22 protein-coding genes are annotated in these 25007 nt (G+C 60.8%); 8 read left to right on the forward strand and 14 right to left on the reverse strand.

What is annotated here, in order from left to right; translation table 11 throughout:
- The first annotated feature begins 17 nt into the window (after positions 1-17).
- Both ACIQJ2_RS27655 and ACIQJ2_RS27660 read left to right on the forward strand, forming a co-directional pair.
- Positions 18-995: a type II secretion system F family protein gene (locus ACIQJ2_RS27655; RefSeq protein ID WP_199146906.1), complete on the forward strand. Its 978-nt coding sequence runs from the start codon at positions 18-20 to the stop codon at positions 993-995.
- A 143-nt stretch (positions 996-1138) separates the two neighbouring features.
- Positions 1139-1783: a LysE family translocator gene (locus ACIQJ2_RS27660; protein ID WP_400674974.1), complete on the forward strand. Its 645-nt coding sequence runs from the start codon at positions 1139-1141 to the stop codon at positions 1781-1783.
- 57 nt (positions 1784-1840) lie between these two features.
- On the opposite strand, the gene ACIQJ2_RS27665 is transcribed toward ACIQJ2_RS27660, so the two are convergent.
- Entirely contained in the window at positions 1841-2671 is an 831-nt protein-coding gene (locus ACIQJ2_RS27665; protein ID WP_400674977.1) for a tetratricopeptide repeat protein, read from the reverse strand.
- Between the two features lie 149 nt (positions 2672-2820).
- Here ACIQJ2_RS27665 and ACIQJ2_RS27670 point away from each other — a divergent pair, with 149 nt between their 5' ends.
- The 4 genes from ACIQJ2_RS27670 (at position 2821) to ACIQJ2_RS27685 (ending at position 5856) form a co-directional block, all read left to right on the forward strand.
- Entirely contained in the window at positions 2821-4212 is a 1392-nt protein-coding gene (locus ACIQJ2_RS27670; protein ID WP_199146900.1) for a M17 family metallopeptidase, read from the forward strand.
- 112 nt (positions 4213-4324) lie between these two features.
- Positions 4325-4669 (forward strand): helix-turn-helix domain-containing protein, encoded by a 345-nt coding sequence (locus ACIQJ2_RS27675; protein WP_047634989.1) that lies wholly within the window; start codon positions 4325-4327, stop codon positions 4667-4669.
- Between the two features lie 16 nt (positions 4670-4685).
- Positions 4686-5540 (forward strand): NlpC/P60 family protein, encoded by an 855-nt coding sequence (locus tag ACIQJ2_RS27680; RefSeq protein ID WP_400674979.1) that lies wholly within the window; start codon positions 4686-4688, stop codon positions 5538-5540.
- A 103-nt stretch (positions 5541-5643) separates the two neighbouring features.
- A complete protein-coding gene (locus ACIQJ2_RS27685; protein WP_400674981.1) occupies positions 5644-5856 on the forward strand; it encodes a hypothetical protein in 213 nt (70 codons plus the stop codon).
- Positions 5857-5893: 37 nt separating this feature from the next.
- Here the strand turns inward: ACIQJ2_RS27685 and ACIQJ2_RS27690 are convergent, their stop codons facing one another.
- Complete coding sequence (locus ACIQJ2_RS27690) at positions 5894-6856, reverse strand: DMT family transporter (protein ID WP_400674983.1); 963 nt, start codon at positions 6854-6856, stop codon at positions 5894-5896.
- Positions 6857-6980: 124 nt separating this feature from the next.
- On the opposite strand from ACIQJ2_RS27690, the gene ACIQJ2_RS27695 reads away from it, so the two are divergent.
- Positions 6981-7460 carry an Lrp/AsnC family transcriptional regulator gene (locus ACIQJ2_RS27695; RefSeq protein ID WP_400674985.1) on the forward strand — a complete coding sequence of 160 codons (480 nt, stop codon included), beginning with the start codon at positions 6981-6983 and terminating at the stop codon, positions 7458-7460.
- Positions 7461-7583: 123 nt separating this feature from the next.
- Here the strand turns inward: ACIQJ2_RS27695 and ACIQJ2_RS27700 are convergent, their stop codons facing one another.
- The 12 genes from ACIQJ2_RS27700 to ACIQJ2_RS27755 form a co-directional block, all read right to left on the reverse strand.
- The gene (locus tag ACIQJ2_RS27700; protein ID WP_400674986.1) at positions 7584-8975 is read right to left on the reverse strand and encodes an amidase; all 1392 of its coding nucleotides are present in this window, start codon (positions 8973-8975) and stop codon (positions 7584-7586) included.
- 20 nt (positions 8976-8995) lie between these two features.
- On the reverse strand, positions 8996-9862 hold the full coding sequence (locus ACIQJ2_RS27705) for an ABC transporter permease (protein WP_400674987.1): 867 nt from the start codon (positions 9860-9862) through the stop codon (positions 8996-8998).
- Positions 9859-10812, reverse strand: coding sequence for an ABC transporter permease (locus ACIQJ2_RS27710; RefSeq protein ID WP_400674988.1), 954 nt, complete (start codon positions 10810-10812; stop codon positions 9859-9861). Before ACIQJ2_RS27710 ends, ACIQJ2_RS27705 begins: the two co-directional genes overlap by 4 nt.
- 88 nt (positions 10813-10900) lie before the next feature.
- On the reverse strand, positions 10901-12430 hold the full coding sequence (locus ACIQJ2_RS27715; protein WP_400674989.1) for an ABC transporter substrate-binding protein: 1530 nt from the start codon (positions 12428-12430) through the stop codon (positions 10901-10903).
- Positions 12431-12543: 113 nt separating this feature from the next.
- Complete coding sequence (locus ACIQJ2_RS27720; RefSeq protein ID WP_400674990.1) at positions 12544-13545, reverse strand: P1 family peptidase; 1002 nt, start codon at positions 13543-13545, stop codon at positions 12544-12546.
- A 276-nt stretch (positions 13546-13821) separates the two neighbouring features.
- A complete protein-coding gene (locus ACIQJ2_RS27725; protein WP_199151142.1) occupies positions 13822-14016 on the reverse strand; it encodes a hypothetical protein in 195 nt (64 codons plus the stop codon).
- A gap of 508 nt (positions 14017-14524) precedes the next feature.
- Positions 14525-17452: an aminotransferase gene (locus ACIQJ2_RS27730; protein ID WP_400674992.1), complete on the reverse strand. Its 2928-nt coding sequence runs from the start codon at positions 17450-17452 to the stop codon at positions 14525-14527.
- A 358-nt stretch (positions 17453-17810) separates the two neighbouring features.
- The gene (locus tag ACIQJ2_RS27735) at positions 17811-18362 is read right to left on the reverse strand and encodes a hypothetical protein (protein ID WP_400674995.1); all 552 of its coding nucleotides are present in this window, start codon (positions 18360-18362) and stop codon (positions 17811-17813) included.
- Positions 18363-18445: 83 nt separating this feature from the next.
- Positions 18446-19330 (reverse strand): formyltetrahydrofolate deformylase, encoded by an 885-nt coding sequence (gene purU / locus ACIQJ2_RS27740; protein WP_400746646.1) that lies wholly within the window; start codon positions 19328-19330, stop codon positions 18446-18448.
- Between the two features lie 190 nt (positions 19331-19520).
- On the reverse strand, positions 19521-20546 hold the full coding sequence (locus ACIQJ2_RS27745) for an acyltransferase family protein (RefSeq protein ID WP_400677948.1): 1026 nt from the start codon (positions 20544-20546) through the stop codon (positions 19521-19523).
- Positions 20547-20583: 37 nt separating this feature from the next.
- A complete protein-coding gene (locus ACIQJ2_RS27750; RefSeq protein WP_400677949.1) occupies positions 20584-21828 on the reverse strand; it encodes a hypothetical protein in 1245 nt (414 codons plus the stop codon).
- 111 nt (positions 21829-21939) lie between these two features.
- A complete protein-coding gene (locus tag ACIQJ2_RS27755; RefSeq protein ID WP_400677950.1) occupies positions 21940-23019 on the reverse strand; it encodes a glycoside hydrolase family 5 protein in 1080 nt (359 codons plus the stop codon).
- Between the two features lie 189 nt (positions 23020-23208).
- Between ACIQJ2_RS27755 and ACIQJ2_RS27760 the strand changes: the two genes are divergently transcribed.
- Positions 23209-24888, forward strand: coding sequence for a GumC family protein (locus ACIQJ2_RS27760; RefSeq protein WP_400677952.1), 1680 nt, complete (start codon positions 23209-23211; stop codon positions 24886-24888).
- Positions 24889-25007: the final 119 nt, after the last annotated feature.

Raw genomic sequence — 25007 nt, forward strand, 5'->3', positions numbered from 1 at the left:
GGGGAGCCGCCAAGCCCATGTCTGATCTGGCTGCCAATTTGACCGATCCCGGCACGATCCTCGCGGTTGTCGTCGCCGTCGTGGTATTTGCCACCTTCTACACGATCGCATTGCCGATGCTGGAGCGCGGCGATCTTAACAAGCGCATGAAGGCCGTCTCGACCGAGCGTGAGCAGATCCGTGCCCGCGAGCGGGCGCGTTTGAATGTCGACGGCGGCAAGGCAACGCTGCGCAACCAGAACAACCACAATGTCCGGCAGATTGTCGAGCGCTTCAACCTGCGCAACGCACTTGTTGACGCCAATACGATCAATCGTCTACGCGCCGCCGGTTTGCGCTCCGAAAACGCCCTGAACATGTTTCTGGTGGCGCGGTTTTTGCTGCCGTTCCTGTTTCTCGCTTTCGCTTTGTTCGTGGTTTTCGTTCTCGGTTATTTCGAAAGCAGGCCGTTGCCGATCCGTCTCCTCGGCGTGATCGTAGTGGCCTATATCGGCTTCTACGCACCGAACATCTATGTCTCCAATCTGGTCACCAAGCGCCAGAAGTCGATCAAGCGGGCCTGGCCGGATGCACTCGACCTGATGCTGATCTGTGTGGAGTCGGGTATATCGATCGAAGCCGGCATGCGGCGTGTCGCCGAGGAGATGGGGGAACAATCCCCGGCGCTCGCGGAAGAAATGATCCTGACGATGGCCGAACTTTCCTTCCTGCAGGATCGTCGCACCGCCTTCGACAATCTCGCTGCCCGTACGCAGATCGAGCTGGTCAAATCGGTCACGCAGGCGCTCATCCAGGCCGAGCGCTATGGAACGCCGCTGTCGCAAGCCCTGCGCGTCATGGCTCAGGAAGGCCGCGACGAACGCATGAACGAGGCGGAAAAGAAGGCTGCAGCACTGCCGCCGAAGCTGACCGTGCCGATGATCGTCTTCTTCCTGCCCGTACTGATGGCGGTCATTCTCGGGCCGGCGATCATCCGCACTCTGGACAAGTTCTGAACGTTCCGGCTTGCCCGCAGCGCGGGCGGATGATTAAGCTCCTCATCGATGTCGCCGGCAACGCTATCGGGTGGTTTTCGACATGCGCGAAGCATCCAGGCTCGGCGACCAGGCGGATTTCCAGCCGGATCGGGAGGTATCGCATGTCATCCATGGCCATATTTTTCAGTGTCATTGCCGCAGTTTTCATCGGTGCCGTCAGTCCGGGCCCGAGCTTTGTGCTGGTCTCCCGCATCGCTGTCTCCCGCTCCCGCAAAGCTGGTCTGGCCGCAGCCTTCGGGATGGGAACGGGCAGCGTCATTTTCGCGACGCTGGCTCTCTTCGGCTTGAGCGCGCTGCTGATGAAGGTCGAATGGCTGTATCTCGCGTTGAAGGTCGCGGGCGGCCTTTACCTGATCTATGTCGGCATCCGCATCTGGCGCAATGCCGCGCACGATCTTCCCATCGATGCGCCGGCTACTCCGGCGGCTGGAGGCGTTGCACGCAACTATCTCTTCGCGCTCGGAACCCAACTCAGCAATCCCAAGACTGCGATCTTCTATGGCAGCATTTTCGCGGCGCTTCTTCCGCCGTCTCCGGCTCCATGGCTGCTGCTAACGGTTCCGCCGGCAGTTTTCCTGGTCGAGGTCGGTTGGTATACCGTGGTCACCCTGGCTTTCTCGTCCAATCGCCCGCGCGCTTTTTATGTCGGATCGAAACTGTGGATCGATAGGGTGGCCGGCGCCATCATTGGCGCATTGGGGGCAAGACTGGTGATGGATGGCCTGCCGCGGCATATCTGGCGCTGACCGCCGACGTGGCGGCGTAGCTTCGAAAAGAAGAAGCCGCTATTTGCCTGAGGTCGTTTACTGGATGGCCTTCTTGCCGTCACCGCTCGCTGCAAGCTTCTGCCAGGAATTGCGCTGGGCCAGCATGGAGCGAAGATAGGTGACATTGGCGTTCGCCTGCTCGGGTGTCAGTTCCTGCCGGGCGATCTTCTCGGCTTCCGCGAAGCGGCCTTGCAAACCGACGACAAGCGCCAGGTTCTGGCGGACGCGGCTGTCTGCACCCGGTTGCCCTGCCGCCGAACGAAGGTAGTTTTCGGCATTCTTGAGATCGCCGGTCAGCACGTAGGACATGCCGAGGTTCGAAAGGATTGTCGGTTCGTTGGGCGCCAGCACCAGTGCGTCGCGATATTTGCCGCGCGCATCGGTGGAGCGGCCAAGCTGATCGAGGATTGCGCCTTCTGCCGAAACGAGACGCCAGTCGGGACGGTCGGGGGTCTGGGCGCGGTCGATGGTGGCCAGAGCCTGTTCGAGCTGGCCCGCGGCCGCCTGTGCCTTGCCGTAGGCGGCCAGCACGCCGCGGTCGCTTGGATTGTTGATCGCAACCTGCTGCATAACGGCGAGAGCCTGGTCGTTGCGGCCGCTCATGCGCAGTGCATTGGCGTAGTTGACGCCCGCGTCGCGATCCCTAGGGTTGGCATCGTAAGCCTTGCCGAACGTCGCCGTCGTCTGCGCCAGGTCGGTGCCGTTCATCGTGTCCATCGGCCTCGAAGACTTCGGGATCGAGCCGGTGGTGATGTTGTCCTTGCTTGTCGTCGTCGAGCAGCTTGCCAGGGCGGCTGCCAGAAGCGCGGCCGAAGCGCCTCGAAAAAGAAAGGTTCTAAGCAAAGACGAGGTTGAACCGGCGGACATGACGCTATTTCCCTGAATCCATAAGTCTTGCGTCAGGCCTAGAATCGAAACAGGGAAAGGTTCGACGCAATGTTCGCTCCAGCAATAATCTGTTAACCCTAACAGACGGTTAACTCTCGATTCCCTTAAGTCATTGTCAAAGGATGGTCATGGCCCCCTATCAATTCATCGAGCGCGCGACGCCTTTTAATTCGAAGGGTGGCTCGACGCTGCCGATCTTTGCCGTCACGCCGGCGCACATAGAGACGGGCACCATCGATCCCATCGCGCTCGATTGGGCTCGCAAGGCAGGCTATAAGGCCGACAGCGGCTCTCTGCTTCTGATCCCGACCGCGGAGGGCCACCTCGGCGGCGCATTGTTTGGTCTCGGCTCCAATCCGTCCGAACAGCCCTTCCTCACCGGCAAGCTCGCGCGCAGCCTGCCGGCCGGCGATTGGCATATCGAGACGGCGCCCCTGACGGCGAACAGGCTTTCGCTCGGTTTCGGCCTCGGTAGCTACCGTTTCGATCGCTACAAGTCCGAGAAGGCGGCCGCACCGACGCTGATGATCCCGCGCGACGCCGATGCGACCGATATCAAACGCCAGCTTGCCGGCGTCTTTCTCGCACGCGATCTCATCAACACCCCCACCAATGATATGGGACCGGAGCAGCTGGAAGCTGCTTTCCGGGCGCTTGCCGAACACTACAAGGCGGAAATGTCCGTCATCATCGGCGATGATCTGCTGAAGGAAAACTTCCCGCTCGTGCATACCGTGGGACGCGCCAGCGCCGATGCGCCGCGCCTGCTGGAAATGCGCTGGGGCAAGAAGGGTCATCGCCGCATCACGCTGGTCGGCAAGGGCGTCTGTTTCGATACCGGCGGTCTCGACATCAAGCCCGCATCCTCGATGCTGCTGATGAAGAAGGACATGGGCGGCGCGGCCAACGTCATGGGCCTGGCGCTGATGATCATGGACGCCAAGCTCAAGGTCGATCTGCGCGTCATCATTCCGGTCGTGGAGAATTCGATTTCGGCCAACGCCTTCCGCCCCGGTGACATCTACAAGAGCCGCAAGGGCCTGACCGTCCAGATCGACAATACCGATGCCGAGGGCCGGCTGATCCTCGCCGATGCGCTTGCCTATGCCGATGAGGATGCGCCGGATCTGATGATCGACATGGCGACGCTGACGGGCGCTGCGCGCGTCGCACTCGGCCCCGATCTGCCGCCATTCTTCACCGACGACAGCGAGCTTGCCAGCGATCTAACCGAAGCGAGCCTTGAGACCGACGACCCGTTGTGGCGCATGCCACTCTACATGGGCTACGACAAGGATATCCGCACGAAATTTGCCGATATCACCAATGCTCCGGCCGGCGGCATGGCGGGTTCCATCACGGCGGCCCTGTTCCTCAAGCGCTTCGTCACGAAGACGCCGAGCTGGGCGCATTTCGATATATTCGGATGGGCTCCGAGCGAGCGTCCGCACTCACCCGGCGGCGGCGAAGCACAGGCCATCCGGGCGCTCTATCACCATATCAGGCAGAGCGTGCGCTAGACCACAGCTCCCCCCTATACCCGTATTCCGGGAGAGGGGGTGGATTCCCCTTGAATCCGCCACGATCTTGGCCGAGACTGGAACGGTAGCGTAACGATTTTCGGGGTTGTCCGTGCCGCTAGATCTCTCCGCCTCACAGGCCCTTGGCCTTTGGCATGGCGTGACGCTCGCTCAGGTGCGCCGCGAGGATCACGATTTGACGCTGCGGCAGACTGCGATCCTTCTGCAGATCTACCTCGTGCCGCCGCCGCACACCGTGCGGGGGCTGGCAGCGACCCTCGGCGTCACCAAGCCGGTCATCACCCGGGCGCTTGACACCATGGGTGAGATGGGATTGGTCGACCGGGTGCGCGACGATCGCGATCGCCGCAATGTCATCATCAAGCGCACGGTCACCGGCGCGCTCTATCTGGAAAAACTCGGCGATCTCGTCATCGAGCACGGCCGCAAACTATGAATTCGGGAATTGCCTTATGACGCTCGACCGTCGCCTCCACGCTTTCAGACCTGACCTCGCCGAAGCCTCGCTCAGGGGAAAAGTCGAAGCGCAACGTTTCGTCGAAGGCAGCAAGGCAGAGGTCGCCGTTCCCGTTGTCGCGCTTCGTCCGAAGCCGGATCTTGCGTCAGGCATCGATACCGAATTGCTCATGGGCGAAGAGGTCATGGTTTTCGAGCGCAGCAATGGCTGGTGCTGGGTCAAGGCGACTGCGGACGGCTATGTCGGATATCTTCCTGAAACGGCGATCAGGGAAGGGGGCTCGGCTGCGACCCATATCGTCGTCCCTCAGCGTACCTTCATCTATCCCGAGCCGGAACTGCGCAAGCCGCATGCGGCCGTGCTGTCGATGGGCAGCCGCGTGCGTGTCACCGGCACGGCAGAGGCGCGCGGCAATCACTACGTCGTCCTCGAGGACGGCACCGCGATCTTCGCCAAGCATGTTCAGCCGATCGATCATGTTGGCGATGACGACTACGTCGATGTCGCTCTCCGCTTCCTCGAAACCCCTTACCTTTGGGGCGGGCGTTCCGGCCTCGGCATTGATTGTTCGGGGCTGGTGCAATTGGCGCTGCTGATGACAGGGCGTTCCGCGCCGCGCGATACCGATATGCAGGCGACTGGCTTGGGCGAACCGATTGCTCGTGAACAACTGCGCCGCGGCGATTTCGTCTTCTGGAAGGGCCATGTGGCGATCATGGAAGACCCGGAGACCATCGTTCACGCCAACGGCCACACAATGACCGTGGCACGCGAGAATTTCGCCGCTGCCGTAGAGCGCATCGGTTGGCTCTACGAGTATCCGACCGGCTACCGGCGCCTTGCCGATTGATCCTCGCTCGGAACAGTCTTGCACCTCGTTCGTTACTTCCTCTGATTGGCCAGTCCTATCGAGAGGAGTAAAAGGTATGCTCGTCACCGCAATGGAAAAGACAGTGCGCGATATTCTGCGCGACGGTCATCTGCGCACGCGCGGCAAGATCGACAAGTTGCGTGAACTGCAGAGCGAGGCCCGGGGGATTCAGCGTGCTGGCAGCGAGAGTTCGATGAGTGCCGATGACGGCCTTCAGGACGATCTGCGCGTTATCGAAAAAGCGCTGCACGAACTGCATGCCGATACCGAACAAAAAGGCGCCGCCACGCTGTAGCATGGTTGGCGCCCGTATCTCTTCGGTGAACCCGCCTTCACTCGCTGCGCGGCCGGGAAATCCAGATGCCCGCGACGATGACGATTCCACCCAGCGCCTGAATCAGCGTGACGTTTTCGCCGAACAAGATCCAGGCAAACAGCGCCGCCGCGATTGTTTCCAGGAAGATGACCAGTGACGAGAAGACTGTCGGCAGTCTTCCGAGCGCGACCGAGACCAGTCCCTGGCCGCCGGCATGGCTGATAAGGCCCAATGCCAGCAGGACGCTCCAGCCGGAGGCCGATTGCGGCAGGATCCTCGGCTCGAAGAAGATCGCGACCAGGAAGAGAAGCGCTGCGGTGACGACGCTCAGTTCAAAGGTGACGCGGGCAGCATTCGTTCTGCCGCGTGCTGCGCCAACGGCCAGGAAATAGAGGCCGAAGAAGGCGCCGGTGACAACCGCCAGGCCATCGCCGACGGCGCGGCTCGGGTTGAAGGCAAGGCTCTGCACCACCAGTGCCGTTCCACCTGCCAGACAGACGAGGAGTCCAAGCAGCGTTGCGCGGCTGACCCTCTGGCGCAGCAGCAGCCATCCGAAGATGACGACCCATAGCGGCGCCATGGTCGCGAAGAAGGTTGCGTTGGCAATGGTGGTTCGCAGGATGGAGATGTGCCAGAAGAACAGGTCTCCGGTAAAAGCCATCCCGGCGAGGACAGTCGCCAAGGTGAAGCTGGCGCGTGGCGCAGCAGGCTCCGCCGCTTCAGCATAGCACATCCATATCCAGAGGATCGGCAGCGCCAGGAAGACTCGCCAGAAGGCGCTGGCGAAAGGACCGACATCGGCGAGACGCACAAGACTGGGCGAGATGCTCATTGCCAGCGCCGCCAGCACCATCGCCACCAATCCGAAGACAAATCCCTTCGAGTCGTCGGATGCCTTGCCGGCGGTTGGATGGCTCGTAACCGCTCCTTCACGAAGGTCGTGGGAGTGCGTGTCGTAGTCGATGTCGGGGCGTGACATTCTTTTGCCTTTGCAAGTCAGATGATTTGTGGCGCAAACCTAGTACATGGCAGCAGAGTATTTGGCTCCATTTTGTCAGCTTTCATGCAATTTTGTTTCCTCTTTGCGGTAAGGATGTTTTGAAATGCGCAAACCGGCCGATCTCGATGAATTCGATGTGGCGATTCTCGAGATCCTCCAAAAGGACAGCACCGTTCCGCAGCGCCAGATCGGCGAGCTGGTTCATCTTTCGGCTGCTGCCGTGCAGCGGCGCATCAAGCGCATGCAGGCAAGCGGCGTCATTCAGGCGAATATCGCGGTCGTCGATCCGGCCGCCGTGGCTTTGCCCATCACCATCATTGTCGAAGTCCAGATTGCGGACGAACGCTATGAGCCAATCAACGCGATCAAGCGCAGCTTCGTCGAGGCACCTGAAGTGCAGCAATGCTATCAGGTCACAGGGGAGGCGGATTTCATTCTCGTCGTCGTGGTCGCCGATATGTCGGAATACCAGGCACTCACCCGCCGCCTGTTCCACGACAATCCCAACGTGACGAAGTTCAAGTCGCTCGTCGCCATGGACCGGGTGAAGATCGGCCTTTCCCTGCCTCTTGCTCGAGATTGAGTGTTTCCGCGTTTCTCCGAAACGTGGAAACACTCAATCCTTTTGTTGGTACGCAATTCCAGACGGAAAACCGCTGCGCACTTTTCCTGGAATTGCTTTGGCTCAAGCCGGAGAAAGCATCTCTCATTCAGGCCGCTTCGGCCAGTTCGCTACCCCGCCGGTCCAGTCCTCGAAGGCCTTCGAAAGACGCAGCACCAGCATATCGCCAAAGCGCGGGCCGACGATCTGCAGGCCGATCGGCATGCCGGAGCGGGAGAAGCCGCAATTGATCGACGCGGCCGGCTGCTCCGACATGTTCCACGGGACGGTGAAGCAGATGTGTTCGAAAGGCCTGGCGGGATCGTTGGTGGGGGAGGCCCATTCGGCGGGATAGGAGACGATCGGGTTGGTCGGCGAGAGCACGGCGTCCACTTGGGTGAAAAGCCGGCCGCAGCTCTTGCGCATCTCGATCGTCTGGTTGAAGCCCCGCACCGCTTCGACGCCGCTGACGTCAGCGCCGCCTTTCGCCCAGCTATGGATATAGGGCAGGATCGCGTTGCGGCGTTCCTCGCTCAATCCCACGATGTCGCCCCAGAAGCGCGCGCGCCAGAAGACGTCGAGGCCGTCGAGCATCTGCCGCGTCAGCACCGGTGCGACATCGATGACGGTCGCGCCTGCTTTTTCGAAGCGTTTGGCGGCGGCAAGGACGGCGTCGCGCACCTCGTCTTCGACGGAAAGGCCACAGCCGGCATCGAGCATCAGGCCAATCGTCATGCCCCGCACATCGACATCGAGGTCCATCCAGTCGATCTCGTTGGGCGGCAGGCTGGTGCCGTCGCGCCAGTCGGGACGCGAGAGCGTCGCCATCGAAAAGGCGGCATCCTCGACCGTGCGGGTCATCGGGCCGGCGCATCGGCCGACGTAATAGGGATCGACCGGGATGCGGCCATGGCTCGGCTTGAAGCCGAAAATGCCGGTCCAGCCGGCCGGTAGCCGCACCGAGCCGCCGATATCGGTGCCGATATGCAGCGGTCCATACCCGGCCGCCGCTGCCGCCGCTGCGCCGGCGCTGGAACCACCCGGATTCTGGCTCGGATCCCAGGGATTGCGGCTGAGCTTGTGGAAGCTGGAAAGGCCTGACGAGAGCATGCCGTAATCAGGGCAGGTGGTCTTGGCAAAGATCACAGCGCCGTCTTCGCGCATGCGGGCGGCGATCGGCGCGTCTTCTGTGGCCGGGATAAGATCAACGGCCGCCGTGCCGAGCGGCACCGGTTGGCCCTTGGTGGCGATCAGCTCCTTCAGCGTCACTGGAATACCATCGAGAGGCCCCATCGGCACTCCTTTTGCCCAACGCTGCGTGGAGGCCGCCGCCTGCTGGCGCGCATCCTCGGGATCATAGGCATAAAGCGCCGATATCACCGGCTCCCATGCCTCGATATGCTTCTCCAGCGCCAGCCAGTATTCACTGGGGGAGAGGCTCTTATCTGCAAACTTGCGCCTGAGGTCTTGGATGGAAAGGTCGGTCGGTTCGCTCATGATCCATTCTCTTGTCTAAATCAGCGTGTCGCCTCGCGGGGGTCGAGGAGATCGCGCAGCCCGTCGCCGAGCAGGTTGAAACCGAGCACGGAAAGCGCAATGGCAAGGCCAGGAAGAAGGGCGAGCCACGGCGCAACGTGGAAATAGGTCTGCGCATCGGCAAGCATGCGGCCCCAGGTCGGCGCCGGAGGCGGCACGCTGAGGCCCAGGAATGCAAGACCGGCTTCGGTCAGGATCGCAAGGCCGAGCTGGATCGTTGCCTGGACGATGATGCTGCCCATGATGTTGGGCAGGACGTGGCGCAGCGTAATGGAAAGCTGGGTGTTGCCGATAGCGCGTGCCGCCAGCACATAATCCCGGCTCCAGGCCTGCAGCGCCGAGCCGAGTGCCACGCGGGCGAAAACCGGCACCATGAAAACGGCAATGGCGATAATGGCCGTCATGCGCCCGGTGCCGAGAAACGCGCCGAGGATCATCGCGGAAAGGATTGGCGGCAGCGCGAAGATCACGTCGCAGGCGCGCATGATCAGCGCTTCGAACAGGCCGCGCTCTGCAGCGGCGGAAACGCCGATGATCGTCCCGATGGTCCCGCCGATCGCAACCGCCGAAACGGAGATCGACAGGGAATTCCAGCAGCCCGCCATCAGCATCGACAGGACGTCGTGGCCGAGCTGGTCGGTGCCGAAAAGCCCGAAGCCGAAAGGCGGCTGCAGCTTGTGGGTGATCTGCATTTTTGCTGGTAGCACCGGCGTCCAGAACAAGGAAAGGACGGCGACACAGACGAGGGCTAGGATGATCAGCGCGCCGATTATGAGGTTCGCGCGGGCAAGCGCCCGAAAATCTGAGCGCCGATGCCGTACGGCGGCTCTGGTCTCGACGATGCTCATCGCGCGCCTCCTGCCCGCAGTCGGGGATCGATGGCGAGATAGGAAAGATCCACCAGGAAGTTCACGACAATGACGAGGCCGGCAAAGAACAGCACGACATCCTGAAGGACGATGACGTCGCGCTGGCTGAGCGCCTGATAGGCGAGGCGGCCAAGGCCGGGCAGAGTGAAAACGTTCTCGATCAGCACGGCGCCGGCGACCAGAAAGGTGAATTGCAGCCCGAGAATGGTCAGCACCGGCACCAGCGCATTCGGAACCACATGTCCCCACAGCACGCGGCTGCGCGACAGGCCCTTGGCGGTTGCCGTGCGAGCAAAATCCTCATGCAGCGTGTCGAGCACGGCCGAGCGCGTCACGCGCGTCAACACCGCCGCTTGCGGCAGCGCAAGGGCGACAGCGGGGAGCACCAGCGATTTCAAGGCCGGCCACATCCCGCTGCCCCAGCCGGGAAACCCGCCGGCCGGCATCCAGCCGAGCGAAGTGGCAAACAAAAGCACCAGCAGCAGACCGACCCAAAAGCCCGGCACGGCGATGCCCATCTGCGAAAACAGCGCGGCGACGATGTCGAAGAAGCCGCCGCGTCGTGCGGCGGCGGCAACGCCGAGCGGCACGGCGATAAGAACGGATAACAGGATGGCCAGGATAGCGAGCGGCAGCGTAACGGCAAGCCGCTCGACGATAAGACCGGCGACGGGTACGCCGTAAGTATAGGATTTGCCGAGATCGCCCGTCAGCGCGCCGGCAAGCCATTGGCCGTAGCGGATGATCAGCGGCTGATCGAGACCCATCTCGTGCCGAAGTGCCGCCAGCGTTTCCGGCGTTGCGGAGGTGCCGAGCGTGATCGCGGCGGGATCGCCCGGCAACAGCGCCATGACGGCAAAGATCAGCAGCGAGACCGCGAGCAGTGTCAGGATCAGTCCGAAAATCCGGCGGGTGAGCAATACGATCATAGCATGTCCATGGCCGATCGTGCCGGCCTCGTGAACCTCGACGGCGGGCGGCTTGGGTCCGCCCGTCGGCATCGTCGCGCAGAAGCGATCAATCTTCCCAGGAGACGTTGGTCAGCACGTTCGAGGGGATGGGCTCATTTTCCCAAAGACCCTTCAGCTTCTTGTCCCAGACGCCAAGCTTCGGCATGACGAAGAGGAAGAGGGCCGGCACATCCTCGGCAAGAATGCTCTGCGCTTCACCATAGAGCTTGTTCTGTTCGGAAACATCGGCGGTGAGCTGAATCTTCTTTATCAACTCGTTGAAGGCAGGGTTCTTGTAGTTGAAGTAGTAGGGGTCGCGCGAATAGATATCGATATCCATCGGCTCGGCATGGGCGACAATGGTCATGTCGTAGTCGCGACCGGTGAACACGTCCTGCACCCACTTGGCCGGGAACTCGGTCGGCTCGATATTCATCGTCACGCCGATATCGGCAAACATCGCCTGCATCACCTGGGCGCTGCGTGGCGCATAGGCCATCTGCGGCGTCTTGATGGTGAAGGTGAAACCATTTGGATAGCCGGCTTCGGCAAGCAAGGCCTTGGCCTTGGCGGCATCATAGGGCAGCACGCCCGTGAGATCCTTGTAGCCGGGGTCGTTCGGCGTGTAGTGGCTGCCGATGGCGGTTCCGAGGCCGGACCACGCGCCCTCGATGATCGTCTTGCGATCGAGCGCCATCATCAGGGCTTGGCGCACGCGCTTGTCGTCGAAGGGCTTGCGCGTGTTGTTCATGCCGGCCACGACCTTGAGCTCGGTATTGCCGATCTTGGTCGTCAGCCTTGCGTCGCCGTCGAAGGAATTCATAAGCTCCGGCGCAGCAAATTCCGGAAAGGCATCGACATCGCCGGCCTTGAGCGCTGCGGCCTCTGCCTGCGGATCGGAAATGAAGCGGAAGGTCACCTTCTCCAGCTTCACGTCGACCGACTTGTTCCAGTAATCGGGGTTTTTGACGAGGTCGACATGGTCGCCCTTGGCCCAGGCGGAGAACTTGAACGGGCCGGTGCCCACTGGCGTCGTCTTGTCGTTGGCGGAGGATTTCGGTCCGACCATGACGGAGGAGGGCCAGCCCAGCCAATACAGCAGGCTGCCGGTCGGCGAGGAAAGATGCAACACCAGTGTTTCCGCATCCGGCGCATCGATCGAGGCAATGGACGCGAAGAAGCGTTTCTGCGGATTGACGGAATCGCCGCCGCGGGCGCGATCGAGGGTAAACTTGGCGGCGGCGGAATCGAAGACTTGGCCGTCATGGAATTTCACGCCGGTCTGCAGCTTGAACGTATAGGTCAGGCCGTCGGCTGAGATCTCCCAGCTCTTGGCGAGTTGCGGTACGATTTTGCCGCTTTCGTCGATGGCGACGAGCCCTTCGAAGATGTTTTGCCAGGTGACCTGGCCGATCGCGACGGGCGCAGCGATGGTCGGATCAAGTCCGGTCGGCTCGACCGTCATGCCGAGATTGAGCGTCGTCTTCGCGGCTTGCGCCTGTGTCAGGCCAAGCATCAGCAGGCCGGTAGAAAGTGCAGCGCCAAAGGCAAGCCTGCGCGTGACATCGCCAAGGCTCGGGCGTGAAAACTTGATCATTTCAGTCCCCTTGCTTTGCCCGCTACCCGATTCCCCTCGTGGCATGCGGTCTTTTTCAAGATAGTGTCATCTCGCAAGCGCACACACAATTGCGAAAATTTGTGCGTCTGCGGTCAGGTCTTCCGTGAGCCGGCGAAGCGATCCCGCCATGCGGCTTGTGCTCCCTCAATCGGCAGGGCCGTCGCCTCGTACACGCCGCGGGCGATGGCGCGTGCCATGACAATGGTAGCGAGGTGGCAAAGCTCCATGAAACTGGGCATGTCGTCGCGAGCATGCCTGCCGGTGGATGCAGCAAATACGGTGTCGCCGTCCAGCGGCAGATGCGTCGGCAAAAGCGCGCGGGCCATGCCATCGTGAGCACAGATGGATAGCCGATGTGCTTCGGCCTTGGTCAGTTGCGCATCGGTAACGACGGCGCCGATGGTGGTGGCTGTGATGTTCGTGCCTTTCAGCCGCAGGCGCGAGTCGATCGCCTTCGGCATGCCAAGACCGCCGAATTCGCCACTCTCCTCGAAGGGTGCGGCCCAGAAATGCGGCCCGTTGCCGATGGTGGCGGAGCCGAGGGCGTTGACGGCGACGAGGGCTGCGATCCTGTATCCCTTGCTGCTGACTGTGCTGGCCGACCCCAGGCCGCCTTTCACGGTTGCAGTCGTCGCGCCCGTACCGGCGCCGGCGGTGCCGAGCGCGAACGGCCCTTTGCCTGCCGCCTTGAAGGCGGCGTATCCCATATCGCGATAGGGTGAATGCACTCCCCAGTCCTTGTTGCCGCCATTGATGAGATCGAAGAGGATCGCCTGTGGTACGATCGGTACCAGCGCATTGCCCACCTGCAGCCCGCGCCCGATTTCGCGAAGGCCGGCCTGTACGCCGCCGGCCGCATCGAGCCCAAAGGCTGAACCGCCTGAGAGCACGAGGGCATCCACGGTGGCGACCGTCATCGTGGGATCCAGCAATGCCGTATCCCGTCCACCGGGCGCGCCGCCGAGCACGCTGCAGGAGGCGACCGCCGGCTCGTCGAAGATGATGGCGGTGACGCCAGAGCCGAGCGCAAGATCGGTAGCTTGACCGACGGCGACGCCCTCGACATCGGTCAGGAGATTGAAATGGGCAGCCAATGAAAAATCCTTCGCCGTTTGCAACGCGAGGTCGTCATGGCGATAGGACCGTAAAGAGATTCAAAAGACAAGATGGGTTTGTTCGAGGGGAGTGCCGTTCAGGCAGAGCGCGATAGCTCGACGCTGCGGCGCAGGGCGCCGAGATGGGGCGGCGTGAACATATAAGGCCGACGAATTTACGTGATGGCTTTGCCAAAGAAAAAGCCCCCACCCTGATTCTATCAAAGGGTGAGGGCTGGCGACTGGATTGGGTAAGAACGTAGGTGAGCCGATCCATCAGACATGGATCGGCTGCGCCTGCTGCCGGGAAAGAAGATCGCGGATCGCAAGCTTCACTTCGTCCGCGTTTCTGAAATGCTGCTCGTCCAGATCGTGGACGTGATATTTTACAGCGATGAACTTGAGCCGATCCTGATCAGGAACGACGATGCCGACGGGAACGCCGGCGTATTCGATAACTTGCTTCTTCATAAATATACTCCCTCCGCACCGCTATCGGTGCAGACATGGCGAATTGACTGTTTGAATCCGGTAAGAGGACGAACGTCACATTCGACAGCGCGGGCGGGAGAGCGTGCCCGAGCGGTCATTGCCAAGCACGGACCGCCCAAGGATCGAAGCGATGGCTTTAATATTCAGCATGTCACGTCCCTAGTTGGCGTTGTACTTGTGAGGGCTCCGAAAAGGAGCTCGGCGGATAGTGAGTCATTGTCTATTATATTAGTAGACAATAACAATTTCATCCCCAGAAACATATTCCCAAAGATGTCAAAATGTCGGCGATCGGTAAAATAAAATTCCGCTTCTGGTCGAATGCGAGGAAGGTTGTGATTTACTTCCCTGCTATCTCCCGTGTCGGAGCGGCTCGCCGAACACCGACAGACAGATAGGAACTGCCAGCAGATTCGGCAATGCCTTGACGGCACTAAAATTCGCTCGCCGCCAAATCACCTCAATGGTTAACGGCGCGACGAACGCGTCAGAATCCGTCTGAGAGCACCTTCTCCAGGGCTTCCACGAAGAAATCCGCGCTCTCCGGCGCAAGGCAGAGCGGCGGTTTGATCTTCAACACGTTCAGGTGATCGCCGGTCGGCTGCATGATGATGCCGAGATCGAGCAGGCGTTCGCAGATTGCAGCCGTTTCCTCGGTGGCCGGCGTCAATGCCTCGCGGTCGCGGACGAACTCCACGCCGAGGTAGAGGCCGGTGCCATGCACCGCGCCGATCAGCGGGAAGCGATCCATCAGGGCAATCAATCCGGCCTTCAGGCGATCGCCGACCACGCGGGCATTTTCCTGCAGGTTCTCGTCCTTGATGACATCGAGAACCGTGAGGCCGACCACGCAGCTCACCGGACTGCCGCCGGCCGACGAGAAGAAATAGCCTTCTCGTTCCAGCGATTCGGCGATCTCGCGGCGGGTAATGACCGCGCCGAGCGGATGGCCGTTGCCCATGCCTTTGGCGATGGTGATGATGTCGGGCACGACACCCTGCGTTTCGAAACCCCAGAACTGTTCGCCAAGCCGGCCGTAACCCACTTGCACCTCGTCCGCGATGCAGAGACCGCCGCGCTGCCGCACGGCGTCGTATGCGCCGGCAAGATAGCCGTGGGGTAGAGCGATACCGCCGGCATTGCCGTAGACGGATTCCGCGATGAAGCCAGCGACGCCATCGCCTTTTTCATCAATGGCTTTAAGCTTTTCGGCGACATTCACCAGATAGTCAGGTGCCGAATCCGGACCACGGAACGGGCCGCGGTAGGTATTGGGCGAAATGACCGGATGGACCCAGTCGGGGCGTGTCGTCAGTGCTTGCGGATTGTCGGCGATCGAGGTGGAGACCGCGTCGCTCGCGACGGTCCAGCCGTGATAGGCCTCCAGCAGGCAGAGCATGTTCCTCTTACCGGTATGTGCCCAGGCAAGCCGGATGGCGAGATCATTGGCTTCCGAGCCGCTGTTGACGAGGAAGACGCAGTCGAGCCCTTCCGGTGCGAGCATCGCAAGCCGCTCCGAAAATTCTGCAACCGCCGAATAATGGAAGCGGGAGTTCGTGTTGAGCAGCGACCATTGATGCGCAACGGCTGCCGTCAGCCGCGGATGGGCGTGGCCGAGCGTGGTGACGTTGTTGACCATGTCGAGATAGCAGCGCCCCTGCATGTCGAACAGGAATTCACGCCATCCGCGCTCGATCTGCGGCGGAGCTTCATAATAGTGCTTCTGCGGCTTGGCGAAGCGCGCATTGCGCAGAGCGAGCAGCGCGGAAGCATCCGGTCGCGGCGCTTCGCAGAAGGTATTGAGAAGAGCTGAAGGAGAGGGGCAGATGACCGACCATCCGTCGGCTTGGTCCGCGGTCGCAAAGAGCGGCGGCACGAGGTCAGGCACACGGCAGAGCTGGATGCGCAGGCCGCCGATCGCCGATCCCTCGCTGCCTATGGTTCCGATGGTGGCGCCCTGTTCTATGGCGGCGCCATCCTCAAGCGCGCTTTCGAGACCGTCGAGATGCAGGCTGATCTCCTCGCCGGCAAGGACCAAGTGCTGCCCCTGTCGCCGCAGCAGTCCCGCGAAGGGGGCGAGGACTGTCGAACCGGACGGCAGGCACACGTCATTGTGCAGGGCGAAATTCTGTGGCGCTGCCATATTGAGCGGCGAGGCCAACGACAGGCGGAATTCGCCGTAGCGGGTGGCCGCCGCGCCGGAAGCGATGGCCGCCTGTGCGAGCAATCGCCAATCCATGTCGGGCTTTTGCCAGTTGCCATCGACAAAATCGGGCCCGGTCGGGGAAAGGTCGACGGCGACGATCTGTTGCTGGTCAATATCGGGCAGAAGCGCCGACCACCCGTCTGTTGCGATCGGCGCGACATCGAAGCCGATCGTCCGCAGGATTGCCGCTTCCATCACATCCGGCTGAGCGCCGGTGGCGACATCGAAGATCTGCCGTTCGAATTCGAGATTGCCGCGCACATATTCGTTATCGGGATCGATGGCGAGTTGTTGCTCGCTGCTCGCGGCCAGAATGACGGCACGCGCGACGATCAGCGGCCACAACGCCTTGGCTTCGGTCTCTTCCAGCGGATAGACGGCATGATAGGCCTTGATTGCCGGAAGAATGTAGAAGGGGTTGCTATCGGCATGATGCAGCAGTGAGGCGCAAGTGACGGCGAGATCGCCCACCAGCCAGCCCTGGATGATATCGCCGAAATCGATCACGCCGTCGGGCACCTGCTGTCCGTGCGCATCGGGATGGCTGACGACATTGTCGTCGGTGACGTCGTGGTGCACGGGCTGCACGCGCAAGGCGCTTGCGAGCGGCTGGATGCGCTTGACCGCGGCCACCATCGCCTTGGCGATGCGGTCGCGCGCCTCATGGTCCGTTATGGTCGACAGCAGCTGCACCGCGACCGGCCCGGCTCTGCGCAGGTCCCACTGCAGGTTCCGATGCAGGCCGGGATGATCGAAATCGGCAAGGTCTCGGGCGAGCCTGGCAGAAAGCGCGCCAAGGCCGGCAGCCGCAGCCGGCGGCAGATGTTTGCGCTGCGTCAGCGTCCGGCCGGGCAAAAAACCGAGCAGGCGGATGAGATAGTCTTGTTCGCGGATGGTAATGGTGAGGATATCGCGGCCATTCAGGGACGGCACCACCTCGGGTATGCGCGGCGCATCGGGCTTTGCAAGCAAATGGCGAATGGCGGCGTTTTGCGCCTCAAGCTCGATCAGCTCGTATTCCGCGCGGCATATCTTCAGCACATAGGCGTTGTCACCGGCATCGATGCGATAGTTGCGATCCTGTTGGCTGCCGAGCTCGGTCAAGGTTCCGCTCAGGCCGTAATGCGTCTGCAGAATTTCGGCCGCGTCATCGGGCGTAATGTCGGGTCTCGGCAGTTGCATACGATTTACGAGCGTGGCGTCGGCCATTACATCCCCCGGATGGTTCACTTGCGTCGACATTAGAGCCGGATGATTTTAGGTCTACCTGACCTAAAATCTGAATCCGCTCTACAATCAAATAAGTAGAGCATGGTGTCGTCCGAAAACCGCCTACACTTTTCGGCATCATGCTCTAAACCATTCCACCCTAAAGAAAATTACTCAAAACAGATAGAGTCGTTGCGCAATTTGGGAGAAGATAGGCCGCAGATCGCACGCGGCTAGGTCGCTATGATTTTGCGTTCGGTGCACCTGAAGTACGAATCCGCATTTAAATCAGCGGATGAAAGCCGAGCTTCCAGCAAAAACGTTCGTTGGCATCGCCGACCCGTTCTGAGCGGACCCGCTATTCGACCTCGATCGAATAGCTGCAGCCGGCGAGCGTCTTGCCGGGATGGCTGTCGTCTGTGGAGACGTTGAGGGTGATCAGCGTGTGGAGCACGGTGTCGGAATTTTCGAGCTGCTCCCGGCTCGACAGGATCTCCTTCGCGCCGAGGAATTTGTTTGGCTGGTCGATGGTGGCAGTCACGCCGAGCGTCTTGGCAAGGGGGTGTGGATCGGGTTCGTCGAGTACAGCCAGCGGCCCGGATGAGGCGAAGGCGATCCGGCTCGTCTGTCGTCCGAAGACGCTCACCGGCTCGGCCAGCTGGAATTCTCTCAGAAGCGGATTGCTCGACGGCAGCTCGGTGATGCCGAACTGTTTCATGGCGACAGCACTCTCCGGTCCGGTCAGCCACATGCCGAACTCGTTGTAGCTCGGCACATCATAGGTCGTGCATTCGATCAGCCTGGCAAGGTTGATCTTCGACGGGTCCTTTTCGGCAGTAGCCGCATATACCGGTTGAGCGCCTAGAAGGAGCGCCGTCAAAAGCAGCGTTCCGTCGCGATAGAGTGACATGTCTTTTCCTTGCCTGAGCCCGATTCGATATGAGCAATATCAAATCGGGCACCGCAGCGAAAAGGAAAGGGAAAAGCCGCGCCTTAACCCATCCGCTCGGATGCATATGAGCCTGGGCTTGCCGGGAAGACGACGGTGCGGTTGCCGTTGAGGAAGGTGCGGAAATGGATATGCGCATGAATGGCGCGCGCCAGCACCTGGCTCTCCACATCGCGGCCGATCGAGACATAGTCGTCGGCAGACTGCGCATGCGTGATGCGCGCCGTGTCCTGCTCGATGATCGGACCTTCGTCGAGATCCGCCGTCACGTAATGCGCCGTCGCCCCGATCAGCTTCACCCCGCGCTCATAGGCCTGCTTGTAGGGGTTCGCCCCCTTGAACGACGGCAGGAAGGAGTGGTGGATGTTGATGATGCGCCCCGACATCTTCCGGCACATCGCATCCGACAGAACCTGCATGTAGCGGGCGAGCACGATCAGCTCGGTGCCGGTCTGCTCGACCAGATCCAGCAGCTGGGCTTCCGCTTGCGGCTTGTTCTCCTTCGTCACCTTGATGTGGTGGAAGGGGATGTCGTGGTTGACCACGACCTTCTGGTATTCGAAATGGTTGGAGACGACGCCGACGATGTCGATCGGCAGGGCGCCGATCTTCCAGCGATAGAGCAGGTCGTTGAGGCAATGGCCGAAGCGCGACACCATCAAGAGCACCTTCATGCGCTTCTTGCTGTCATGGAACTCGGCGACCATGGCGAACCTGTCGGAGATCGGCTTGAAGCCTTCGACCAGCGCCGCCTCGCCGACACCCTCTTCGGAGATGAACGAGACGCGCATGAAGAACATGCCGGTGTCGAGATCGTCGAACTGGCTGGAATCGACGATGTTGCAACCCTGCTCGGCAAGATAGTTCGATATCGCCGCCACGATCCCGCGCGTCGACTTGCACGCAACGGTCAGTACATAGTTCTTCATAGCTCTTACCTCGTAAAGCGGCTCATTGTTGCCGCTCGCTTAGCGCAATCAACCGGCGGGGAAAAGCTCCCGATCCGAACATGGGGCAAAGCTTAGGACAGGCGGCGGAAAATTCCGTTCCCATTGCGCCTTCCAGCCGCGTATCCCCGTCGTCCTGAGAGAAGACGGGCTGAATCTGATGGTAAAACGATCAGGCGGCGACCGCCGGCTTCCGTTTCCACTTCCGCCAGCGGCTGGGCGTCGTCAGTTCGTGAACGATAGCGCCACCGATCGCCGAGAAGAGAATGCAGCAGCTCACGAAGACCGGGGCGTTCGCCAATATGTCGATATTCAGGTGCACGCAGACCACGCGCAGCACGGCGAGCGTGAAGGCGTGGGTGATATAGATGCTGTAGGAGGCATCGCCGAGATAGTTCAGCGAGCCGATAACAGGCAGTTTGGAAAAATCTATCGATACGGCCGAATAGACGATGACCACGGCGGGTATGCCCCACATGTAGGAACGCGTGCTGGCGTCGCACAGCGTCTCGTTGATCAGGAGGAAAGAGAACCCCATGACAAGCGCCGGCCACGCGACCGCCTGCGGCAGCAGGACCTTGTCGAGGTAGAGCTTGGCAAGCAGCACGCCCGCCAGGAATTCATAGATGATCGGGTCGCCGTAGAATTTGGCGGCCGTCAGGTCGCCCGGCAGCAATCGGCAGAAGACGATGATCACCGTCATCGCGGCGAAGAGGGAGGCCATGCGCCACTTCTCGCGCACGAGCAATAGAAGGCCAAACACGAAATAGAAGAACATTTCGTAGTTCAGCGTCCAGCCCGGCACGACAACGGGGACGGTCAGCGTCGGATCGGCCGGGTTTTTCCAGGGAAGAAAGAACAGCGAGGCGATGACATGCGGAAACTCGAAGACCGTCGATTTCAGCAGCGTCGGAGCCACCAGTGCGACACAGGCGGCGAACAGGGTGGCCAGCCAGTAGAGCGGCACGATGCGCTGGATGCGGCGACGGTAGAATTCCAGCGGGCGTATCTCGCGTCCGGTCGTGGTCAGCCACATGACGAAGCCGCTGAGCACGAAGAAGATGTCGACGCCAGTCTCGCCGAACAGGTGAAAGACCGTCTGGAAACCGGGATCGACCTTCGGCACCTGCAGCACCGAATGAAAATAGACGACCATCAGCGCAGCGATGGCGCGCAGATACTGCAACTGGACAAGCATCCCGATCCTCACGCGGCCGCGGCCGACGCAAATTCGGTCAGCCCGGCACCCGGCTTCCATTTAGATTTTCCGACCGCACTCGAACGGTTCGCGGCTTCTCAGAAGCGCGCATATAACCGACGAGCAGCCAGAGCAGACCGGCGATCTTGATGGAAAAGATTGCCGTGCCGCCAATCATCATATTCAGAAAAATGAAAAGAGAGAGTGAATGGACGCAGCGTCTTTGCGCAGGCGAGGTTCCAGCGGGGTAAAGGCAGACGAAGAGCCAGAAGACGATCAGACCGAAGATCGTCGAGCCGTAAATGAGATAGACGTAGCCGCTGTCGGCGAACTCGCCGATCCGTGAAATCGACAGGCCCAGCATGGACTGGACGTCGAGCTCCAGCATTTTCTTGACTGTGACGCCGATGCGCCCGGTGAAATTGTCGCCGACTTCGTCCGGCTTCATGAAATGCACGAAGAAGCCGATCAGGATGATGAGCGGCATCAGGATAAGGTTGAACGCCTTGGGAATCTTCGGAAAAAGGAAATAACCGGCGATACTGACGAAGGAAAAGATCAGCATAGTTCGGGTGTCGTTGGTGAGCAGGATCAGCAGCACCGTCGCGATGAACAACGCCTTGTCAATTTTGCCGAGTTTCGGCCAGAAGGAGAGCAGATAGATGATGATGACGCCGCAGAAATTGGCGAGCGACACTTGCTCCAGGAAGATCGACGAGGATCGGTGATCGATCAGTCCGAAGGAGAAGCGCCCCTGAAAGCCCAGCGCATTGGCGAAGAGGCCGGTGTTGTTGAAGCTCATCTGCTTGATGCCGCGCGTATTTTCGAAATACTCGGCGGGGTGGAAGAGTGTGACGTAAAACGGCGTGCTGACGACTTCGCAGATGAGGAACAGCAGCACCATGAAGGAGGCGATGCGGAAGATGAGCTTCACCGTTCGCTCGCTCGCCCAGCTGCCGATGCCTGCAAAGGCGAAAATGATCAGCACATTGCGGAATTGGTCGATAAAGGTCAGGCGGTTGAAGGCGGTGATGTAGATCGTCACGATCAGCGTGAAGACGAGGAAAAGGACGAGCGGCAGATCCTCTTCATAGATGCCTTTTTTGAAAATGTAGACCACGCTGGAGATCATCATCAGCCCTTCGCAGAGCACGACATGCGTGACCGAAAGCGTCATCACGTTGTGGTTGATGTAGGCGAGGATGCAATTGTAGAGCACCGAAAACAGCGTGATTGCCAGGATCGGATAATCGAGGCGTTGTTTGTCGGCGAGGCTCTTCATCTATTGTCCAGGGCTGCGGCGCCCCTTCAGGGCCGCCATAACGATGCCGGCGCAACGATACCAGCCTCGTGATTCGCGACAAAGCGCTATCCGTTCGCTGATGCTGATTGGTCAGCCGGCCGGCTTGACGGCAGCGCAGCTCGGCGCAAGTGGCATCTTCTTGCCGGCCGCCGCCGTGAGGGTTTTCATCTGTGGCCGGTCCTTGCCGCCGCGCGGCTGGACGTTCAGCGGCTCCTGCGGTGGCCACCACTCGCCGGCCGCCCAATAGGTCCAGCCGAGCCATACGTCGCTATTGTCTGCCATAATGTTGAAAACGGCCTTCAGCCCCTCGAGGCAAGGCTCTGTGCCGGGCACGCCGAATTCGCCGAGAAAGCCGCGCTTGCCGTTCTTGCGCAGCCAGTCCGTGACCTCGTTCAATCCCTTTTGCGCGGAACCGCTGCCGTCGCAGACGGGATGCGTGCCCGAGCTGTCCGCGTCCAGATACTGATGGATTTCGAAAGCGTAGAAATCGAGGGGATCTTTGACGCCAAGCATGACTGTGCCATTTGCGCCGCCCCCCAGCACGTCGGCGGACCAGCTGTGTGCGCCCGACCAGTTCGTGCCGGGCACGAGAATGAGATTGCGCGCGCCGACCGTGCGGATGCTGCGAATGGCGGTGTTGGCCGCTTCCAGCCAGTCGGGCGCCTTGATGTCGTGCGGCTCGTTCATCAGGCCGAACAGGACACCTTTGCGATTGGCGAATTCTATGGCAAGCCGCGCCCAGAAATCGCCGAATGCGAGATCGGTTGCCGGCTGCTGCGTCACCTGGGTTTTGTCGTAATACCCGAAGTTATGGGGATCGAGGACGACGGCCATGCCGTGCTTCTGAATGAGATCGACGGCATCCTTCAGCCGCTGTAGCTCCGCCCCGTCGAAAGGCTGGCTGAGGACGGGTTGCAGGCGCTCCCAGCGGAAGGGCAGGCGCACGACGTTCATGCCCTTGCCGGCGAAGTAGCGTACTGTCTCTTCCGAAGGATAGGTGAAGTTGACGCCGGGCACCCCATCGCGATCGCCGTATTCGGCGCCGGAAAGATTGATGCCGCGATAGCAGAGCTGCGATGCGGCAAGGCCGTCATCGGCTGATGCGATGGACGCAAAGGTCACAGTCGCGGCAAGTAGGCAGCGCAGCAGTCTCGACTTCAGTTCGGTCATGGCACGTTCCTGCTTTGAAGGTGCTGATTTCATAGGTGTGATCGCATTGAACAATGATGAACGCACACTGTCCGTCGACGCGAGTAGCGCGACTTCCTGCGAGCGTCCTTAATGGTCCGTTAGCCAAACATTTCTAAACTTGCGGCATCTGCCGGGCATGACTTGCCCGCTGAGCGTTGAAAGCCTGACATGAGTTCAATGGAACGAAGCAAACGATCGGACCAACTTCCGGGTTGGCGTGGCATGGAGCCGTCTGACGAACACCGTCAGGGCTTGCGGCCGCGCAGCCCGGTGCTGCGCCCGCGCGACTTCGTTGCCGAAGCCGAGCCGGCTGCCGCTGTTCAGCCCGCCGACCGTCCTAAAGAGGCGGCCGTCGCTCAGGAGCCGGTTCAAGCTAAGCGCGAATTCCACGCCGACACAATCATACCTGCCGCGGCGAAGCCGGTTGTCGCGCCGGCGACACCTCCGGCGGCGGAGCCTGTCGTCGTTGCTGCGCCGCCGGTCGATGTTCAGCCGGTTCCGGCAGTGAATCTCGATGGGCCGTTGCTCGATCTGCGCAGTGCCGTTAGGGCGATCTGGGGCAAGAAAAAGCTGGTTCTTGCGCTGGCGGTCGTTGGCGCCGTGTTGGGTGCCGGCGCCATTCGGTTGGTGCCGCAGAAATTTTCCGCAGTCACCAGCCTCTATTTCGATCCGCGCCCTGCCGGTAACGCCGATTCCTCACAGCAGGCGCCGACTGCACCTGAGCTCATCCTGACGATGATCGACAGCCAGACGCAGATCCTGTCCTCGGGCAGGGTGCTTGGCCATGTCGTCGATGTTCTGAAACTTGACCACGATCCGCAGTTCAACGGTGGCGCAACCGGGGATACGGCTAAATTTGTTGCGACGGCAACCTTGGCGAAGGCCGTGCAAATCGCCCGCGAGGCAAGCACCTACGTCGTGACCCTGAAGGTAACGACGCGCGATCCGCAAAAATCCGCGGTGATTGCCAATCAGCTTGTCTCTTCCTTCGTGGATGAGGAAAGCAGGGCGGCGGCGAGTAGCTACAAGACCAGCAATACCGCATTGGACAGCAGGCTCGATGATCTGCGCCTGCAAGTACTTTCAGCCGAAAAAGCGGTCGAAACCTATCGCGCCGACAACGACATGGTGGCGGTGGAAGGCAACCTGATTTCCGACAAGCGCTTGACCGCGCTGAATGACATGCTGGTGACGGCACAGCAGAAGACGATCGAAGCCAAGGCGCGGGCCGATGCTGCCGGCAAGCTCAGCTTCGAGGACGTGGTTTCCAATAACCCGGCGGCCAGCGGCGCATCCACGGCATTGAGCAGTTTGCGTCAGCAATACGCTGCGCTTGCCGCCAATGTCGGCAGCCTGCAAAGCCAGCTCGGCGCCCGCCATCCGCGTTTGCTTGCCGCCAAATCCTCGCTCGAAAGCCTGGGAGCGGAAATCCGCAACGAGTTGCAGCGGCAGATGACGTCGGCACGTTCCGACTATGAACAGGCGCAGAGGGCCGAGCAGGACATCGCCAAGGAGCTGACGGTTCAGAAGGCGTCTCAGGTCAATACGTCGGGCAAGCTCGTCGGGCTTAACGAACTGCAGCGCAAGGCGACCGCTGCTCGCGATCTCTACGAATCTCTCTTGAAACGATCCGGTCAAACGAGCGATGCGCAGGATCTGTCGCGCAGCAATATTCGCGTGATCTCCGAAGCCGAACCGCCGCTGACAGCGGATGGGCCGAGCCGGAAGGTGATGATGGTGGCCGGGCTTATTGCCGGGGCGATCTTCGGCGCTGGCATCGGCATGGTCTTTGCCGTCCTCCTTGGGCTGTTCCGGCACCCCGTTGTCCGCAGCTATCTCGGCAAGTGACCTTTTCTCATTTTATGCGTCTTCGGCCTCGTCAACATCGAGGATGCAATTGTGCGGCAGCTGTTCTACATGTAAATCCGCGCTCAAATGAATTGAGATCTGCTAATGAAAGTGCGATG

Origin of the sequence: Rhizobium sp. NPDC092011 (assembly GCF_044756305.1) — a bacterium.
In the GTDB taxonomy this organism is placed as follows: domain Bacteria; phylum Pseudomonadota; class Alphaproteobacteria; order Rhizobiales; family Rhizobiaceae; genus Rhizobium.

Excerpts from the sequence above, each read along its gene's own strand:
- ACIQJ2_RS27655 (WP_199146906.1), top strand. The coding sequence starts at position 18 with ATGTCTGATCTGGCTGCCAATTTGACCGATCCCGGCACGATCCTCGCG.
- ACIQJ2_RS27660 (WP_400674974.1), top strand. The coding sequence starts at position 1,139 with ATGTCATCCATGGCCATATTTTTCAGTGTCATTGCCGCAGTTTTCATC.
- ACIQJ2_RS27665 (WP_400674977.1), bottom strand. The coding sequence starts at position 2,671 with ATGTCCGCCGGTTCAACCTCGTCTTTGCTTAGAACCTTTCTTTTTCGA.
- ACIQJ2_RS27670 (WP_199146900.1), top strand. The coding sequence starts at position 2,821 with ATGGCCCCCTATCAATTCATCGAGCGCGCGACGCCTTTTAATTCGAAG.
- ACIQJ2_RS27680 (WP_400674979.1), top strand. The coding sequence starts at position 4,686 with ATGACGCTCGACCGTCGCCTCCACGCTTTCAGACCTGACCTCGCCGAA.
- ACIQJ2_RS27690 (WP_400674983.1), bottom strand. The coding sequence starts at position 6,856 with ATGTCACGCCCCGACATCGACTACGACACGCACTCCCACGACCTTCGT.
- ACIQJ2_RS27695 (WP_400674985.1), top strand. The coding sequence starts at position 6,981 with ATGCGCAAACCGGCCGATCTCGATGAATTCGATGTGGCGATTCTCGAG.
- ACIQJ2_RS27700 (WP_400674986.1), bottom strand. The coding sequence starts at position 8,975 with ATGAGCGAACCGACCGACCTTTCCATCCAAGACCTCAGGCGCAAGTTT.
- ACIQJ2_RS27705 (WP_400674987.1), bottom strand. The coding sequence starts at position 9,862 with ATGAGCATCGTCGAGACCAGAGCCGCCGTACGGCATCGGCGCTCAGAT.
- ACIQJ2_RS27710 (WP_400674988.1), bottom strand. The coding sequence starts at position 10,812 with ATGATCGTATTGCTCACCCGCCGGATTTTCGGACTGATCCTGACACTG.
- ACIQJ2_RS27715 (WP_400674989.1), bottom strand. The coding sequence starts at position 12,430 with ATGATCAAGTTTTCACGCCCGAGCCTTGGCGATGTCACGCGCAGGCTT.
- ACIQJ2_RS27725 (WP_199151142.1), bottom strand. The coding sequence starts at position 14,016 with ATGAAGAAGCAAGTTATCGAATACGCCGGCGTTCCCGTCGGCATCGTC.
- ACIQJ2_RS27730 (WP_400674992.1), bottom strand. The coding sequence starts at position 17,452 with ATGGCCGACGCCACGCTCGTAAATCGTATGCAACTGCCGAGACCCGAC.
- ACIQJ2_RS27735 (WP_400674995.1), bottom strand. The coding sequence starts at position 18,362 with ATGTCACTCTATCGCGACGGAACGCTGCTTTTGACGGCGCTCCTTCTA.
- purU (WP_400746646.1), bottom strand. The coding sequence starts at position 19,330 with ATGAAGAACTATGTACTGACCGTTGCGTGCAAGTCGACGCGCGGGATC.
- ACIQJ2_RS27745 (WP_400677948.1), bottom strand. The coding sequence starts at position 20,546 with ATGCTTGTCCAGTTGCAGTATCTGCGCGCCATCGCTGCGCTGATGGTC.
- ACIQJ2_RS27750 (WP_400677949.1), bottom strand. The coding sequence starts at position 21,828 with ATGAAGAGCCTCGCCGACAAACAACGCCTCGATTATCCGATCCTGGCA.
- ACIQJ2_RS27755 (WP_400677950.1), bottom strand. The coding sequence starts at position 23,019 with ATGACCGAACTGAAGTCGAGACTGCTGCGCTGCCTACTTGCCGCGACT.
- ACIQJ2_RS27760 (WP_400677952.1), top strand. The coding sequence starts at position 23,209 with ATGAGTTCAATGGAACGAAGCAAACGATCGGACCAACTTCCGGGTTGG.